Genomic DNA, 16,766 nt, shown 5'->3' with positions numbered 1-16,766 from the left:
GCCGCTCACCCAACCGGCCCCGATGCGGCATGCGGGGCGGCCTGAACTTCAGCTCTCTTTTGTCTCCGCCCCCGCCCATGAGTTCATTGCCAACGTCCGCGTCGTCGTCTCCATCACAGCCTGTGTTGTCCTCGGGCCCTGTGCCTGCGGCTGCCAGCCGGGGCCAGCGTTGGCGCGATCGTTGGGCCCAAGGCCGCTGGAGCAATGGCACGCTGGTCTACGGCAGCTCGGGCCTGGTGCTGCTGTTTGCCCTGCTGCTGCTTGGTGATTTCGCCTGGAGCCTGAAGGAGCGGGCCGTCACGCCCGTGGCCCAGGTGCTGTTGAAACAAATGCAGGCCAGCGATTTGTTCATCGCCCTGGTCGTGGGCTCGGTGCCGGCCGGCCTGGGCCTGCTGCTCGGGCCCATCGTCGCCGTGCGGTCTGATCGGCACCGTGGCCGCTGGGGCCGGCGCATCCCGTACCTGTTTCTGCCCACGCCCTTCATCGTCGTGTCCTTGGTGGGCATGGCCTTCACGCCCGAGCTCGGTGCGGCGCTGCACAGCGTGCTGGGCGGGGCTTCACCCGGTGAGCGCGTCTGCGCGCTGATCGTGTTCTCGCTGATGTGGAGCCTCTTCGAGGTGGCCTCGGTCACCGCCAATGCCGTGTTCGGCGGCCTGATCAATGACGTGGTGCCGCCCACCCTGGTGGGCCGCTTCTACGGCCTGTTCCGCGCCACCAGCCTGTTGGCCGGCATGGCGTTTACCTTCCACCTGATGGGCCGCGCCGAGCAGCACTTTGCGGCCATCTTCATCGGCATCGCCCTGATCTACGGCCTGGGCTTTGCGCTGATGTGCTGGCGTGTGCGCGAGGGCGAGTACCCGCCGGTTGAAGACGCGCCGGCTGCGCACGATGCTCCTGCCGCCGGCGGCGCCCTGGGCCGCTATCTGCGCGAGTGCTTTACTCAGCCCTATTACCTGTGGCTGTTCCTGGCCATGACCCTCGGCCTGGTGGCCGGCAACCCGGTCAACAGCTTCGGCGTGTTCTATGCCAAGCATGTGGGCCTGGGCCTGGACGGTTATGGCAAGTACCTGGCCCTGACCTACGCCATCTCCTTGGCTCTGGCCCTGCCCGTGGGCTGGCTGGCCGACCGCTGGCACCCGCTGCGCGTGGGCCTGGTCGCCATCACCGCCTACGGCCTGGCCATGCTGGCCGCCGGCACTCTGGTGCGCGAGGGCGGCCAGTTTGCCCTGGCCTTTGTCTTGCACGGCGTGCTCTCGGGCATTTATCTCACCGGCACCGCCGCCCTGGGCCAGTACCTGTTCCCACGCACCCGCTTTGCCCAGTTCCAGTCCGCCATGAGCCTGATGGCCGCCCTGGGCTATATGGTCGTGCCCCCGCTCATGGGCGCCTGGCTCGACGCCACCGGCAACGAGTATCGCCACACCTTCATCGCCAGCGGCGCGCTGGCCCTGGCCGCCGCGCTGGCCTTTGTGATGGTGCACCGGCACTTCCAGCGGCTCGGCGGGGCGGGGGGGTATCGGGCGCCGGAGTGAGGATCAGTTAGATGCGGGAGCCGTTTGGTCGACGCATTTGCGGCGGTTGGAGACGATAGATTGGTTGCTGTCATTCGCCGGCGAATGGTTGAAGGATCGGTCTTGCTCGACACCGGATTGCTCGGAACAAATACGACGGCAGCACAGATACCGCTGTTACACAATATGTTAAGAGTGAATACAAGGGAGCGTCCTTGCGAACCATCATGATTGCCTTGGCTTGCCTGTGCTTGAGGAGCGATAAGGGGGCGCGCTGTGTTTCCTTGGTCGATGGGAGTCGATGCGGTTCGGCTCCTGAATACGGCGATGAAACTGCTAGTCAGGCGGCAACCGCCAACAGGTGTTCAAAGCCATGACAAGGCCCATGCCTGACCAGATTCTCAAAGACGCAGCGAAACACGGTGAGCTTGTGGTGTTTGTCGGAGCTGGCGCTTCGAAGCTTTGCGGCAGCCCAAGCTGGAGTGACTTTGCAAACAGTGTGGTTGCTACGTTGCAGCGGGCCGACAAGCTGAGCTTTCTCGAAGCTGAACAGCTGAAGGCACTAGGAGACCCGCGCCGCACTCTCTCAATCGCAATGGCAATGGCCGAAGAGAGTGCCTTGCCAATTGCTTTCGATAGTATCTTGCATCCCGGCCTTCCAAACGACGATGGCGCTGAGCTGTATCGGGTGTTGACGAAGCTCCGACCGGTCTTTGTAACGACCAACTATGACCGCTGGCTGGACGAAGGTGGTATTCCAGAGACTTCCGCAGAGCCCGGCGTCGGCACTGAGTCGACCCCCTCGAGTCCATCTGTCAAACGCCCGAAGTACTACCGAAGAGAACAGCTGACTCCTAGCCTTTTGGCGGAACGCGGTTCGGTCATTCATCTGCATGGAAGCTACGTGGACCCGAGCTCCATGGTGGTTTCGCTGAAAGACTACATCGAGCACTACGCTGACGAGCGCGCGCAGGCCTTCTTAGCCGAAATGTTCAGGAACTACACAGTTTTGTTCGTCGGATACGGCCTGGCCGAGCTTGAAGTGCTTGACTACATTGTTCGCTCCAACGAGTCATTAAAGAGCAAGGTGGTTGAGCCTCGCCACTATCTTTTATACCCCTGCCGCTCCACGGAGCATGTGCAGACTCGATTTATCGAGCGCTTCTACAAAGACCAATGCGGAGTCCAAGTACTGCCGTACTGCATCGACGAGAAGGGATACTCGGAGCTGCTCGAAGTCTTCAAATCATGGGCGCCTGCACTTGATGTGCGCGACCCTACGCGACTCGAACTTGAATTGTGCATTGACAGGTACGTTGCCTCTGCTGACGCGCCATCTAAGGAATCCGCGCTCCGGTTGGTGAGAACTCGCCCTGAACTTGCCACCTACTTCATCAATTCCTTGAAGGACATCAGTTGGTTTGAAGACTTGCTGGACGCTGGCTTCTTTGAGGCGCGCCATAGCCCGGGCGTTAAGGTGGTTGACAGCGAGAATGGCCAGATGTTTCAGGCCGAGGGCTGGCCCGCGCTTCGCTACTTGGAGCACGCCGCTGCTGCTGCGAATGACGCACAGGCTGGCAAGATTGTTGAAATTGTTCGGTCGGTGACCCAGGACGCGCTCGTGCGTAAGCTTGATAACTGGCGAACGTGGTGGTCTCTAGCGACGATCATGGCTCAACTGCCGCTCAATGCAATTTCGGGTTCAGACATTCAAATGGTGGAGAGTTGGCTAACCGGTAAATTCGACGCCGACATGGTGGGGAACGAGCTTGGCGAAAAGCTGCTGCCGCGATTGTTGGAAAGTCCGGACCCTGCGCATTGGGAGATGGCCGAATTGCTGGTCGCCCTGCTGACGATGCCTAAGCCGTTGGAAGCACGACCATGAGTGCGGAACGAACGGGGGTTCTTGGGCCTTATCAATTGGGAGTAGCGCTTAAGGCTTCTGCGAGAAGCCTCGGTGCTCGTCGGGGGGGGGCGGCCGTTGCAATGCTTTGCAAGCGCCTTCTAGAGGCGCTAGGTGATCCGAAAGAGGGCAAATATTCGTACATCTGGCGGTCCGCAATTGAAGATCATGAGCAGGACAGCCACTGTGAAGACCATCGCTCAGTGCTGGTCGACGCCGTGCGTGATGCTGCGCTGGGTGCGACAGAGAAGCCATCAGTCGACGCAGATTCCTGTATTGAAGCGATGCTTGAAAGCAAAGTACAGGTGCTGGTTCGAATCGGCATTTACGTCTGTGGCGAGAACTATGCAAGCGTTGGGCATGTGTTTTGGAAGTGCGTGCGATCGGAGTGGTTCGTCGGCCTGAACTATTGGCATGAGGTGTTTTGGTTCATCAAAAAGTCCTTCATGAAGTTCTCCGCCTCGCAGAAGCAGCAGTTCTTGCAACTGGTCGACCAGTTCAATGGCGACGAGGTGGATGAGGATAGGCGCGAAGAGTGGGTCGCAGAACATCGGCGTGATTTACTGCATCCAGCCGTCGGGCTTGGCGATGCAGACTTGGACGCCCGATACAAGGAACTGGTTGAGCGCTGGGGACCCGTGCGAGAGCACCCAGACTTCCATTCGTACTCGACCGGTGGTTGGATAGACGAGCGAAGCTCAACCACGCCAGAGGCTCTGGTCGCCGCATCCAGCGAGGATTTGGAACTGCTGCTCAAGAGCTTTAGAGCCGAGCCGCGAACGTGGGGCGGACCAACATATCGCGGGCTTGCAGCCACCATCTCGGCAGCAGTGCGTGCGAGTGAAGATGGTTTCAATAGACACTTCAAGCTGTTCCAGGACCAATTGCCGGCCTACCAGCACGGATTGCTGCGGGGGTTGAAGGAGCGGTGGACCGATGACAAGCGAGACATACCGTGGGAAGAGGCGGTCGCCCTGATGGAGGCCATCGTTGGTAATTCGAGCTTCAGTAGTGAACTGAAGAAGGACCCGGGTGAAGAATGGGAGCCTACGGTACGCTGGGTTGTTACCGATATCGCGGACTTGCTCAAGTCAGGTGCTAAGCGCGAGCAACCCATGCCCCACGCGCTACTCCCCCGATGCCTAGAAACACTGAATCAGGCGCTAGCAATTCTGCTACCTGAACGACGCGTCGAAGTCGATGACGCTGTTTCGCACGCTATCAACTCGCCAAGGGGTCGCGTACTTGAAGCCTTCATCCATGTTGCGCTTGCGATGCGGCGGCAAGAAGTCGACAACGAGGCGAAAGAAGAATGCTGGGCTCAGGTGGGCCCAGTGTTGGATGCAGAGCTCGCAACTAGCACCTCTGGAGAGAATCCAGACTTCGCCGCACTCGCAGGGATGTACTGCGTCAACTTCCATTATTTGAACGCCGAGTGGACTGAAGCCAACATTGACCGAATCTTCTCGCTCACAGATGAGTCCTCATGGCGCTGTGCAGCGCATGGGTTCTCGTATCAGTCATTTCTCCACGACTGGCTGTACCGACGCCTAGTTGCTGCTGGTCATCTGAAAAGGATGATTGCTACGGTCGGCCTGCCGAGCCAAGTCTCGAAACGTGCTGTGGAGTTTGTCGGAGTTGCCTATCTGAAGGAACTGGAGAGACTTGAGGATGGTGGCCTACTTAGTTCACTTGTTGAGGCCCTTGACCAGACCGCGCTAATACATCTCAGTTGGTACTTCTGGACTCTCAAGCCGAGGGAGGGTCATGATGCTCGCCGTCATGGGCCCAAGGTCTTGGAGTTCTGGCGTCAGGTCGAGGCGCGAATTCGAAGGGATGGCGGTGACTTCTCAAAGCTCCGTTCCTCGCTCAGTTTGCTTGCCGTCTTCTTGAATGACTTGAACTCACCAATGGTCGAAGTATGGGAGTCAGCGGCCCCATACACACAACGCCACCATCACGGATATGTCCTCCTCGGGGAAATGGCCCGGCTTGTGGGTCAATACCCAACGGAAGTGGCACGTGTCTTTCGGGCTGCACTGACATCGTTCTTGCCTGACTATCGGCGAGAAGACGTCATTCGTTGTGTTACTGGCCTTGCTAAGACTGGTCATTTTGATGAGGCCGAGAGAATCTGCAACCTGTATTCAGAGCGGCACTCCGACCTGCTGAAGGAGACATACCAGGCGATACGTTCTCAACAGAGGGCTGCGGGCGGGTGAGGCTCCTCAACGGTCTCTCAATGATTCGGTCAGGCTGGCGCATCTGCTTCCGGGCATGTGTCAAGCAAGTTAGTGACCGGTAGACGACTGACGGCGCGTGTTTGCCTGCGCCGGCATTAGGTTTGCACCCGCTGCATTGCAGCAGCACACGTAGGCGCGAATCCGCCGACCTCGTGCGCTGCGTTCCGCCACTAACCCCATCCTGACCCCTACTCAGGGCTTGCCCTAGCCCTCGCTTGTGTTTAACATGTTATCGTTATCACACATTAAACATAAACGAACATGCGCCACACACACTTCCACGCCATCCCCACCGCCCCGGGCCACCATGTCCTGCAAGGCGCGAGCTGCCGGCTGCTGGGTTTTGAAAAGCTGGTGTTGCTGCCGGGCCAGGTGCACAGCGGCCAGGTGGCGGGCGACCGCGAGCAGATGCTGGTGGTGCTCTCGGGCACGGCCGAGGCGGTGGAAGTGGTGGGTGGCCCGCGCTTTGCGAATGTGGGCGGCCGGGCGAATGTGTTTGTGGGCAACCCGCACAGCGTGTACCTGCCGCGCGGCAGCCGCTTCACGGTGACGGCCGGCAGCCGCTTCGAGGCGGTGCTGGTGAGCGCGCCGTCCAGCCTGGACACCGAGGCCTACGAGGTGCGGCCCGAGGCGGTGCGCACCGGCACCTGGGGCACGCTGAACTACACGCGGCATTTCCGCGAGATCTTGACCCAGCCCGATGGCCGCCCGGCCAGCAGCCTGATCGTGGGCGAGACCATCACGCCCTCGGGCAACTGGAGCACCTTCCCTCCGCACAAGCACGAGCGCGAGGAAGGCGGCGAGGTCTTCCACGAGGAGATGTATTACTTCCGCGTGGCCTCGCCCGAAGGCTTTGGCCTGGCGCGCCACTTCAGCCCCGAGCATGGCTTCGACCACACCCACACGGTGCGCGACGACAGCCTGCTGTCGATTCCCTATGGCTACCACACCTACGCCGCCGCGCCGGGCGCCAAGAGCTACTACCTGTGGTTCCTGGCCGGAGACGGCCGCCGCCAGGGCGTGGCTTTGCAGCCCGAGCTGGCCTGGACGCAAAAGCTGGTGGGCATGTGCTGAGCGAATGAACGAATGAATGCGTGAGTGAGACGAGCAGCATGAGCACCAACACCCCCTTCCAACTTCAATCCCTGTTCTCCCTGCAGGGCCGCGTGGCCCTGGTCACGGCGGGCGCCAGCGGCATCGGCCAGGCCCTGGCCATCGGCCTGGCGCAAGCGGGCGCCGATGTGGCCATCACCCGCCACAGCCAGAGCAGCGAGGACACCGAGGCGGCGGTGCGCGCCCTGGGCCGCCAATGCCTGGTGATCGCCACCGACCTGGCCCGGCCCGAGGCGCCGGCCGAGGTGCTGGCCCAAACCCTGAAGCACTACGGGCGCATCGATGTGCTGGTGAACAACGCCGGCATCATCCGCCGCGCACCGGCCGCCGAGGTGCGCGACGAGGACTGGGACGCCGTGCTGGACCTGAACCTCGACGCCGCCTGGCGCCTGTGCCAAGGCGCCGGCCGCCAGATGCTGGAGCAGGGCAGCGGCCGCATCATCAACATCGCCTCGCTGCTGAGCCTGCAGGGCGGCATCCGCGTGCCGGCCTACGCCGCGGCCAAGCATGCGCTGCTGGGCCTGACCCGCGCCCTGGCCAATGAGTGGGCCGGGCAGGGCGTGGGCGTCAACGCGATTGCCCCGGGCTATATCGAAACCGCCAACACCGCGCCGCTGCGTGCCGACCCCGAGCGCAGCCGCCAGGTGATGGAGCGCATCCCGGCCGGCCGCTGGGGCCAGGCGCAAGACCTGGTGGGCGCCGCAGTGTTCCTGGCGTCTCCTGCGTCTGCATACATGCACGGCCAGTTGCTGGTCGTCGATGGCGGCTGGATGGCCCGCTGAGCAGCGACCGCAAAGCCCCAGACCCCTCATCTCACACCCGCCCGCAGCCGCAGGCTGCGGCGCCCCATGCCTGATCGAGACATGACGACCACCGCTTCTCTTGTTGAACACCCCGAGGCCGGCGCGGCCAGCCCAGCATGCACGGCGCAGCCCTCCATGGTGGTGCGCGCCGAGCAGGCGATTGCCGCCGCCTGCGCCCAGCTGGGCCGCTGCCTGCAACAGCTGGGCCCGCATTTCCCGGGGGACACCAGCAAGGGCAATTACTTCGCGCCCGCCGTCTGGCCCGAGGAGCCGGACGGCGTCAACAGCAGCTGGACGGCCGGCTTCTGGACCGGCCTGCTGTGGATGGCGCATGAGCTGAGCGGCGATGCCCGCTTTGGCACGGCGGCAGCCGCCCAGCTGGACGGTTACTCGCGCAGGCTGAAGAGGCGCTTTGTGGTGGACCACCACGACCTGGGCTTTCTCTTCATGCCCTCCTGCGTGGCGGCGCTGCGCCAGGGGCCGCAGCCTCTGGCCCACGCCACGGCCTTGCAGGCCGCCGCCTTGCTGATGACGCGCTACCTGCCGCGCGCCGGCGTGGTGCAGGCCTGGGGCCGGCTGGAAGATCCGGCCCAGCGCGGCCGCATCATCATCGACTGCCTGCTCAACCTGCCCCTGCTGCACTGGGCCGCGGGCCAGGGCGGCGCGGCCGAGATGCGCGAAGCCGCCATCAGCCACGCCCAGCGCTCGCGTGAACATCTTGTGCGGCCCGATCACAGCAGCTTCCACACCTTCCACTTCGACCCCGAGACCGGCGCGCCCTTGCACGGCACCACAGCGCAGGGCGCCTCGGACCAATCCTGCTGGGCGCGTGGCCAGGCCTGGGGCTTGTATGGCTTTGCGCTCAACCACCGCTGGGTGCCGGAGCAGGGCTTTTTGCAAACGGCCTGCCAGCTGGCGGATCACTTCCTGGCCCTGCTGCCCGAGCATGGCATTGCCTGCTGGGACATGAGCTTCCCGCCCGAGGCGGGCGAGCCCTGGGACAGCTCGGCCAGCGCGATCGCCGCCTGCGGCCTGATGGACATTGCCGAGCAGTTGCCCGCGGCCGAGGCCGAGCGCGCTCAGGCCTACCGCGCTGCGGCCGACCGCATCCTCGACGGCCTGCTGCGCCACTGCGCCGGCTGGGACGCGCCCGGCAACGCCTTGTTGCGCCACGGCGTCTACAGCAAGCCCGATGGCTTGGGCGTGGACGAAGCCAGCCTGTGGGGCGACTTCTTCTTCCTCGAAGCCCTGGCCCGCCGCGCCCGTGGCTGGACGCCGTTCTGGCACCCGCCTGCGGCTTTGAACTCAAGACCAATTCCACCTTCGACTTCGACCCCTGTTTGACCTGGGCTGCGCAGCGCCCCTGCTTGCCAATTCTTCTTTTTCTTCTCGATGCCTTCTCTCTCGCTTCCCTGACCTTTCACCTTCCGCCCCTCCCGACTCGCTGCGCAGATCAGATCAATACCTACACTGGAGACACGACCATGCGACCCTCGACTCAGACTTTGTTTGCCCCCCGTTCCGCTTCGGCTTTCCCGACCGTGCCGCACGCCGTGGCCATCGCCGCCGCCAGCTTCTTGGCCCTGGCCGCCGGCAGCGCTGCGGCGCAAAGCAATGCCTCGGCCGCCACGCCCGAAGCCAAGGCGCCGGTGCAGAACCAGCTGGACACGGTGGTGATCAGCGGCATCCGCGCCTCCAAGGAAAAGTCGCTGAACGCCAAGCGTTTTGCCGATGGCGTGACTGAGGTGGTGAGCGCCGAAGACATCGGCAAGATGCCGGACAAGAACGTGGCCGACGCGCTGCAGAAGCTGCCGGGCGTGACCACCACCGCCGGCAGCGGCGGCCAGGGCGGCTATGACGAGAACGACCGGGTCAGCATGCGCGGCACCAACCCCAGCCTGTCGCTGACCACCATCAATGGCCACAGCGTGGCTTCGGCCGATTGGGACCCGGGCGACCAGATCGCCGGCGGCACCGGCTCCAACAGCTCGGGTGCGGCGCGCAGCGTCAGCTTCCTGCTCCTGCCTTCGGAAATCGTCAGCCAGGTGGTGGTGCGCAAGAGCGCCTCGGCCGACCAGCTCGAGGGCGGCGTGGCCGGCTCGGTGGACATCATCACCCGCCGCCCGCTGGAGTTCAAAAAGCGCTTCTCGGCCGAGATTGGCATGCAAGGCGTGTACGCCGATCAGGCCGGCAAGACCGACCCGCAGTTCAATGCCTTGTTCAACTGGAAGAACGAGGCCAATGACACCGGCCTGATGCTGCAGGTGTTTGACCAGACCCGCCACATCCGCCGCGACGGCCAGTCCGAGATCACCTGGGCCCGCCTCTCGCCCACCACGCCCGCCGGCCAGGCCAATGGCGGCCAGCTGGGCAACAAGCTCTACATCAGCGGCCTGATCAACAGCCTGTTCGAGCAAAAGCGCCAGCGCCAGGGCGCGGTGCTGGGCGCGGAGTTCAAGGTCTCGCCGGACCTGACGGTCAACCTCGACGCCTTCCACAGCGAGCTCAAGGCCAGCTACACCAACACCCGCTTCTTTGTGCGCCCCGGCAACTCGGTGGCGGCCAGCGGCGGCGTGGTGCCCAGCGAAGTGAGCCTGGACGGCGAGCGCATCAACGCCGCGCGTTTCAACAACAGCGGCAATGCCATGGGCGCCCAGCTGGAGACGCAGGCCAACCCGCTGGCCGCCTCCAAGACCCAGTACCTGAACGCCGACTTCAACTACCGCGCCAGTGACGCGCTGAGCTTCAAGGGCCAGGTGGGCCACACCCGCGCGCAGGGCGACACCTTCCTGTACTGGAACTACGCCTTCATGCCCAACACGGCCACGGCCTACAGCTTCCAGGGCATGGACAAGCCGGTGCAGGTGAGCCTGCCCAATGGCTTTGACGGCAGCAAGCTCAGCCATCTGCCCGGCAACTCCGGCGCCGACAACAGCTTCAGCCAACAGCGCAGCAAGGACCGCGAGAACTACGGCCAGATCGACGGCGAGTACCGCTTCGCCGAGAGCAGCCTGATCTCGGCCCTCAAGTTCGGCGCTCGATTTGCCGAGCATGAGCGCGAAGGCAGCCGCCCGGTCAAGGGCGCCGCGCCGATGAACGCGACCAAGAACGGCCAAGTTGCACTGACCAGCTTGCCGGCCTGGGGCGGCGCCAGCTTCCCCGGCAACTTTGGCAGCGGCCTGGGCGGCAACCCCGGCGGCGTGGGCGTGCCCTTGATTGACCCGGCGGCCGTGGTGGCTTGGTCGGACGCCAACTTCTCGGCCGACCCCGTGTTCAACCGCCCACCCTCAGGCGTGTTCACGGTGAAGGAGAACGTCAGCGCCGCCTACGGCCTGGCCAAGCTGGCGCGAGACGACTGGCGCGCCGAGTTCGGCCTGCGCCTGGTGCGCACCCGCACGGAGGTCACCACCAATACCGGCGTGCCCTGCGGCGCCGTCACCGCCAACAATGGCCTGACCTACGGCAGCCCGGCCCAGGCCGAGGCCTGCAAGGGCTTTGTGCCCCCGGGCGCCACCCTGGTGACCGGTTCGCGCTTCGGCAACTTCTACATCAAGAGCACCGAGAGCAGCGACACCCAGGCCCTGCCCAGCGCCAGCTTCAGCTATGACCTGAGCGACAAGCTTCTGCTGCGCGTGGCGGCGGCCAAGGTGATGGCCCGGCCGGACTACAGCGCCCTGGGCTCCACGCTCAGCGCCTTTGCCTACAACCCGGCCAACAACCCGCCGTCCACCGCGGCCGGTGGCAATGCCGAGTTGAAGCCGGTGGTGGCCAAGAACTACAACCTCGGCCTGGAGTGGTACTTCGCGCGCCGCTCGGTGCTGTCGGCGCAGGTGTTCGTGATGGACTTCGACTCGCTGATCGGCGCGGGCAGCTCCATGCAGCAGCAGCTGAACACGGCCATCCCGGTGGCCCTGGGCGGCCCGGCCGTGGTGCCTACCCTGGTCAGCTCGCCGGCGGCCACCACCGGCCGTTCGCGCGGCCTGGAGCTGGGCTATGAGCAGCCGGTCTGGGGCGGCTTTGGTGTTTCGGCCAACTACACCTATGCCAATGCCAAGGAAGCCAACGGCAACCCCATGCTGGGTGCCTCCAAGAACAGCTACAACCTGGGCGCTTACTACGAAGACGAGGTCTTCAGCGCCCGCCTGGCGTATGCGCACCGCAGCGCCTCGCGCGTGGGCTTGTACGGCCTGTCGCAGAACTATCTGGCGGCTTCGGGCACGCTGGCTGCGTCGGCCAACTACAAGCTCAACGACACGGTGACCCTGACCTTTGAAGGCCTGAACCTCAACAAGCCGGTGACCCGCTTCTACAACGCGGCCAATGCCACCGTGCCTTTTGATGCGACCACCGCGCTGTACAGCAGCGGCCGCCAGTTCTACCTCGGTTTGCGCCTGAAGTATTGATGGTGGGTGCGGGCGCTGCCGCCGGTGCATCAGGCCGGTGGCGGCGCCTTTTTTGTCTTTGCTTGTTCCTTTCCTTTTCCGGCGTTTGATTGCTCGTTCGTTCGTTCGTTCGTTCGATCGATCAGCGCTGCGTTGATGCCATGCAGTCCCCCAGTTCCTGTCTTCCTACCCCTTCGACCTTTGCCGTCTGCGGCGATGACTTCGTGCTGAACGGCCAGCCGGTGCAGCTGCTGTCCGGCGCGCTGCATTACTTCCGCGTGCTGCCCGAGCAGTGGGAAGACCGCCTGCTCAAGCTCAAGGCCCTGGGCCTGAACACGGTGGAGACTTACGTGGCCTGGAACCTGCACGAGCCGCGGCCGGGCGAGTTCTGCTTCGAGGGCGGGCTGGACCTGGTGGCTTTTGTGCAACTGGCCCAGCGCCTGGGCCTGTGGGTGATCGTGCGGCCCGGGCCTTACATCTGCGCGGAGTGGGAGTTCGGCGGCCTGCCGGCCTGGCTGCTGGCGGATAGCGATATGGCTTTGCGCTGCAGCCACCCGCCCTATCTGGCGGCGGTGGACCGCTTCTTTGCCGCGCTGCTGCCGCTTCTCACGCCGCTGCAGATCACCGAAGGCGGCCCCATCCTCGCGATGCAGGTGGAGAACGAATACGGCAGCTACGGCAGTGACCAGGACTACCTGGCCTGGACCGAGGCCAGCCTGCGCCGCCACGGCGTGCGCGTGCTGCTCTTCACATCGGACGGCCCGACCGATCACATGCTGACCCACGGCACGCTGCCGCATCTGCTCAAGACCGGCAACTTTGGCTCGCGCGTGCCCTCGGAGCTGGCCAAGCTGCGCGAGCACCAGCCCCGCGGCCCGCTGATGTGCATGGAGTTCTGGAACGGCTGGTTCGACCACTGGGGCGAGCCCCACCACACCCGCGACGGCGAGGACGCGGCCCGCTGCCTGGGCCAGATCCTGGAGGCGGGCGCTTCGGTCAACATTTTCATGGTGCACGGCGGCACCAGCTTCGGCTTCATGAACGGGGCCAACACCGATCTCAAGACCGGGGCCTACCAGCCCACGGTCAACAGCTACGACTACGACGCACCCCTGGCCGAAGACGGCAGCGTGACGCCCAAATTCATTGCTATGAAGGCGGTGATCCTGGCCCATCTGCGCGCGCAGGCCCAGGCGCGCGACTTGCCGGCGCCCGAGCTGCCGCCGCTGCCGCCCGAGGCGCCGCGTTTTGATCTGCAAGGCTTGGCCCTGGCGCCTTGCCAGCCCTGGTTCGAGCCCTTGCAAAGCTTGGCGCCGACCCGCATCGATGTGTGCCCGCGCAGCATGGAGCAGCTGGGTCAGGACTACGGCTTCACGCTCTACCGCTGCCGGGTGCGCCACCCGAAAGGCCCGGTGACGCTGTCGGTGCAGGCCGTGCATGACCGCGCCCAGGTGTTTGTGGACGGCCGGCCCGTGGGCCTGCTGGAGCGCAACGGGCCCTTGAGCCTGGCGCTGGATTGGCCCGGCGGCGAGGCCACGCTGGAGCTGTTGGTCGAGAACCAGGGCCGGGTCAACTACGGCCCGCAGTTGCACGACCGCAAGGGATTGCTAGGCTGGGTGCGCCTGGGCATCAATGTGCTGCAGCGCTGGGAGCATTTCGCCTTGCCCCTTGCCGAGCTGCCGGCGGGCGCCACGCAGGCGCGCGAGGCCGGCTCGGTGCAGAACGGCCTGCCGCAGTTCTTCAGCGCCGAGTTTGAGGTGGACGAGCCCGGTGACTGCTTCGTGCGCCTGAACGGTGGCCACAAGGGTCAGGTCTGGATCAATGGCTTCAACCTCGGCCGCCACTGGGTGCGTGGCCCGCAGCTGGCGCTCTACCTGCCCTGGCCGCTGCTGCGCCAAGGCCGCAACACGCTGACCGTGCTGGAGCTGCAGCCCGAGGCCGGCCAGGCCTTGAGCGCCGACTTCTGCGCCCGCCTGCCGCAAGCGGGTGAGGTGGTGGACATGGCGCCGACGCTGGCGGAGCTGTGGTGATGGACGAGCTGTTCGTCACGCCCGCACGCGGTCGTCCCAGCCTGCCCCTGCCTGAAGCCGTGATGCGCTTTTATGTGCAGCAGGTGGAGGCGGGCATGAGCGTCACCCAGGCCTGCCGGCATGGGCGCTTTTCCGACACGACCTTTTACCGCTGGCGCCAGATCCTGGCGCAGACGGGTTCGGCCCAAGAGCTGAACCCGCCTGCGGCGGGCTGAGGGCGCGGATCAGCGCTGCAGCCGGAAGCGCGCCTCAAACGAGCGCCCGGCTGCCTGCGCCACATTGACCTGCAGCTGCACCGTGGGCGCCAGGCGCAGCACGGTGATGCCGGGGCTGCTGGCCAGCACGGCGCTGGCGGCACGTTGGATCTCCACGGTGATGTTGCCGGTGTTGACCTGGGTGGGGTCGGCCACGCTCAGGGCCAGCTCATCGCCGCTCTCGCGCATCAGCACCGAGGCCTTGGCGCTGCTGCTCAGCAGGGGCTTGCCGTCGAGGTTCAGCGTTTTGCTGCCATTGGTGAGGAAGTTGGCGCCGACCAGGCCGAGGCTGCTGTCTTGTACGGCCAGCATGTCGGTGCTGCGCGCCAGGATCTTGAGCGCGGGCTGGGCCGCGAAGGCGGCGGTCTGCGTGGCGCTGCGGCCGGGCAGGATGACATAGCTGTAGCTGGCGGCCGTGGGCTTGAGGCCGTGCGGGATGGCCAGGCTCAGGTAATGGGCGTTGACCGTGTCGTCCAGCTCCTGGGACTTGATGGCCTTCCAGCTGCCGCTGCGCTGCTCGCGCAGGGCTTGCACGGTGGGCCGGTCGGGGAAGACATAGCCGATGTCTGCGCCCGGCTGGCTGCCGGCCAGATGAGCCCAGGCGGTGTTGCCGAGGCTGGCGCTCCAGCCCGGCATGCTGGGTTGTGCCTGGCCGCCCACGGTCAGGGTGTTGCTGCCGCTGGTGTTGAGCTTGCGGTTCTCGACCACAGTCTCCACGGCCAGGCTGTTGCCGCTGCTGATGGCCCCACCCAGGGCGATGATCTTGTCGCCGAACAGGAACCAGGCCTTCTTGCCCTTGAGCGAGCTACCGGTCACGTTGAGCGCACCGAAGTCCAGCGTGGCGATGGCGTAGCGGCCTTCGAGCTGGGCGCCGCCGACCCAGTTGCTGGTGTTCTTGATCAGGGCCCAGTTCTTGAGGGCGGCGCTGCTGCGGTCGGTGGTGGTGCCGGGCAGGCGGAGCAGGTCGACCGTGGCCCAATAGTCGCCATCGAAGGCCTGCTGGTCGGCGTTGTGCAGGCTGCTCATGCCCATACCGGTCCACCAGGGGCGCAGGTTCTCGCCATTGCCCGATTCGTAGGCGCTGATGCGGTTGGAGAACAGGCTTAAATCGAAGCTGAAATCGGCATGGCGCAGCACGGCGCGGTCCATGGCGGCGAAGACCTGGGCGCCGGGCCGCTCGGGCGCGGGGCTGAGGCTGGTGTTGGCTTGCAGGTCTTGCAGCAGGCTGATTTCATGCAGGCTGAACTTGGCGCAGGCGCTGTCGGGCGCCAGGGCCTGGCCGGTGAAGCAGTCGGGGCCGAGGTAGCGGTTGCGCTGCAGCCAGCCCTTGACCATTTCCTTGAGCGGCTGCGCCTGGGCCGCAGGCGCGCCCTCGGCCAGGCGCAGCAGCGAGCCCATCAGGCTGCGGCCGGCGGAGTGGTTGCTGGAACTGCGCCGGGCGATGGCACGGCCACGCACCGAATCGGCCATGGCACCATCGCGCACCAGGGGGCGGAAGGCCCGCTCGCTCCAGTCGTAGACATTGTTGAGCTGCGGGTCGTTGGGGGCCCAGAGGCTGCCCTGCAAGAGCAGCAGCAGGCGCGAGAGGCTGTCTAGCATCACCAGGCCGTAGCTGCCGGTGTAGGCCACGTAGCTGTGCTGAATGAAGGAGCCGTCGGCGTAGAAGCCATCACCCTGGGTGACGTAGGGCAGGGTCTGGCTGATCGCATCGCGGGCGTGGCGCAAGCGCTCGTCCGAGCCACCGAGCGCGCCACGCACGCCGACGATCAAGGCCTTGTCCAGGCGGTTGGCCCCGGTTTCCTCGAGGCTGGGCTGGTTGCCGCGGCGGGTGGCGTCGGGCACGTAGAAATCAATCGTGGCGAGATAGCGGCCGCGCTCCTCGGTGCTGAGTGCGCCATGCATCAAGGTCAGGATGCTGCTCAAGGCCTGCGGCGCGCCGATCTCCCAATCCCACCAGTTGCCGTAGCGGCTGAGGCCCGGGCGGTAGCGGTTGGCGTGCATCCAGGCCAGGCCCTCGATCACGGCGCTGGCCAGCGCGGGGTTGCCGAACAGGCGCGAGCCCGGCGTGGCCTGGGCGCGCGCCATCAGCAGGAGGCGGGCATAGTGGCTGGTCAGCACCGAGGCATCGCTGCTGCTTTGCAGATCGGGCCACAGGCCCGGCGTGCTGCTGGAGAGGTTGATGGCCTGCCAGTGCAGCTCGGCCTTGTCGGCCAGCTCGGCCAGGGCGGCCTGGCGCTCGGGCAGGCTGCTGGGGCTGCCGGTCAGCTGCTGCAGCCAGCGGCTGCGCAGCTGGGCGTAGTCGCTCTCGGTCTGGGCTTGGGCGGTCTGCAGGGCCAGGCTGCTGGCCAGGGCGAGCAGGGTGGGGTGCCAGAGCCGTGCGCGTTTCATGGGCACCATCTTCTTCATCATCATGTCGACGTCTCCTCGGTGTGGGCCGGCCATGTGGTGGCTGGCGTGTTATTTGAGGTGAACGTTAACATTTTGCGCGTCCTGCGCACCTAGGGTTGTCGCCAACCGGGGAGGGCGC

The 16,766-nt window shown here is 65.1% G+C and carries 10 protein-coding genes; 9 read left to right on the top strand and 1 reads right to left on the bottom strand.

Going from position 1 to position 16,766, the window contains the following annotated elements; all coding sequences use genetic code 11:
- Nucleotides 1-125: 125 nt before the first annotated feature.
- The 9 genes from OOB33_RS21255 to OOB33_RS21215 all read left to right on the top strand — a co-directional run bounded on the left by OOB33_RS21255 (nucleotide 126) and on the right by OOB33_RS21215 (nucleotide 14,200).
- Complete coding sequence (locus tag OOB33_RS21255; RefSeq protein ID WP_271010129.1) at nucleotides 126-1,532, top strand: MFS transporter; 1,407 nt, start codon at nucleotides 126-128, stop codon at nucleotides 1,530-1,532.
- Nucleotides 1,533-1,896: 364 nt separating this feature from the next.
- Nucleotides 1,897-3,396 carry an SIR2 family protein gene (locus OOB33_RS21250; RefSeq protein ID WP_271010128.1) on the top strand — a complete coding sequence of 500 codons (1,500 nt, stop codon included), beginning with the start codon at nucleotides 1,897-1,899 and terminating at the stop codon, nucleotides 3,394-3,396.
- Nucleotides 3,393-5,636: a hypothetical protein gene (locus tag OOB33_RS21245; RefSeq protein ID WP_271010127.1), complete on the top strand. Its 2,244-nt coding sequence runs from the start codon at nucleotides 3,393-3,395 to the stop codon at nucleotides 5,634-5,636. Before OOB33_RS21250 ends, OOB33_RS21245 begins: the two co-directional genes overlap by 4 nt.
- A 282-nt stretch (nucleotides 5,637-5,918) precedes the next feature.
- Entirely contained in the window at nucleotides 5,919-6,731 is an 813-nt protein-coding gene (locus OOB33_RS21240; RefSeq protein ID WP_271010126.1) for a 5-deoxy-glucuronate isomerase, read from the top strand.
- 38 nt (nucleotides 6,732-6,769) lie between these two features.
- Nucleotides 6,770-7,552, top strand: a complete 783-nt coding sequence (gene kduD, locus OOB33_RS21235; RefSeq protein WP_271010125.1) for a 2-dehydro-3-deoxy-D-gluconate 5-dehydrogenase KduD — start codon at nucleotides 6,770-6,772, stop codon at nucleotides 7,550-7,552.
- Nucleotides 7,553-7,633: 81 nt separating this feature from the next.
- Complete coding sequence (locus OOB33_RS21230) at nucleotides 7,634-8,917, top strand: glycoside hydrolase family 88 protein (protein ID WP_271010124.1); 1,284 nt, start codon at nucleotides 7,634-7,636, stop codon at nucleotides 8,915-8,917.
- 140 nt (nucleotides 8,918-9,057) lie between these two features.
- Nucleotides 9,058-11,976 (top strand): TonB-dependent receptor, encoded by a 2,919-nt coding sequence (locus OOB33_RS21225; RefSeq protein WP_271010123.1) that lies wholly within the window; start codon nucleotides 9,058-9,060, stop codon nucleotides 11,974-11,976.
- Between the two features lie 140 nt (nucleotides 11,977-12,116).
- On the top strand, nucleotides 12,117-13,985 hold the full coding sequence (locus OOB33_RS21220; RefSeq protein WP_271010122.1) for a glycoside hydrolase family 35 protein: 1,869 nt from the start codon (nucleotides 12,117-12,119) through the stop codon (nucleotides 13,983-13,985).
- Nucleotides 13,985-14,200: a hypothetical protein gene (locus OOB33_RS21215; RefSeq protein WP_271010121.1), complete on the top strand. Its 216-nt coding sequence runs from the start codon at nucleotides 13,985-13,987 to the stop codon at nucleotides 14,198-14,200. The genes OOB33_RS21220 and OOB33_RS21215 overlap by 1 nt, the downstream gene beginning before the upstream one ends.
- A 9-nt stretch (nucleotides 14,201-14,209) precedes the next feature.
- Here OOB33_RS21215 and OOB33_RS21210 read toward each other — a convergent pair whose 3' ends face one another.
- Nucleotides 14,210-16,651: a polysaccharide lyase 8 family protein gene (locus tag OOB33_RS21210; protein ID WP_271010120.1), complete on the bottom strand. Its 2,442-nt coding sequence runs from the start codon at nucleotides 16,649-16,651 to the stop codon at nucleotides 14,210-14,212.
- Nucleotides 16,652-16,766 lie beyond the last annotated feature (115 nt).

It is taken from the genome of Paucibacter sp. B51, assembly GCF_027863535.1.
Taxonomy (GTDB): domain Bacteria; phylum Pseudomonadota; class Gammaproteobacteria; order Burkholderiales; family Burkholderiaceae_C; genus Paucibacter_A; species Paucibacter_A aquatilis.
This window is presented reverse-complemented; position numbering and strand designations above follow the sequence as displayed.

Bases quoted from the DNA above. Each gene is read 5' to 3' on its own strand.
- OOB33_RS21250 (WP_271010128.1), top strand. From the start codon at position 1,897: ATGCCTGACCAGATTCTCAAAGACGCAGCGAAACACGGTGAGCTTGTG.
- OOB33_RS21245 (WP_271010127.1), top strand. From the start codon at position 3,393: ATGAGTGCGGAACGAACGGGGGTTCTTGGGCCTTATCAATTGGGAGTA.
- OOB33_RS21240 (WP_271010126.1), top strand. From the start codon at position 5,919: ATGCGCCACACACACTTCCACGCCATCCCCACCGCCCCGGGCCACCAT.
- kduD (WP_271010125.1), top strand. From the start codon at position 6,770: ATGAGCACCAACACCCCCTTCCAACTTCAATCCCTGTTCTCCCTGCAG.
- OOB33_RS21230 (WP_271010124.1), top strand. From the start codon at position 7,634: ATGACGACCACCGCTTCTCTTGTTGAACACCCCGAGGCCGGCGCGGCC.
- OOB33_RS21225 (WP_271010123.1), top strand. From the start codon at position 9,058: ATGCGACCCTCGACTCAGACTTTGTTTGCCCCCCGTTCCGCTTCGGCT.
- OOB33_RS21220 (WP_271010122.1), top strand. From the start codon at position 12,117: ATGCAGTCCCCCAGTTCCTGTCTTCCTACCCCTTCGACCTTTGCCGTC.
- OOB33_RS21215 (WP_271010121.1), top strand. From the start codon at position 13,985: ATGGACGAGCTGTTCGTCACGCCCGCACGCGGTCGTCCCAGCCTGCCC.
- OOB33_RS21210 (WP_271010120.1), bottom strand. From the start codon at position 16,651: ATGATGATGAAGAAGATGGTGCCCATGAAACGCGCACGGCTCTGGCAC.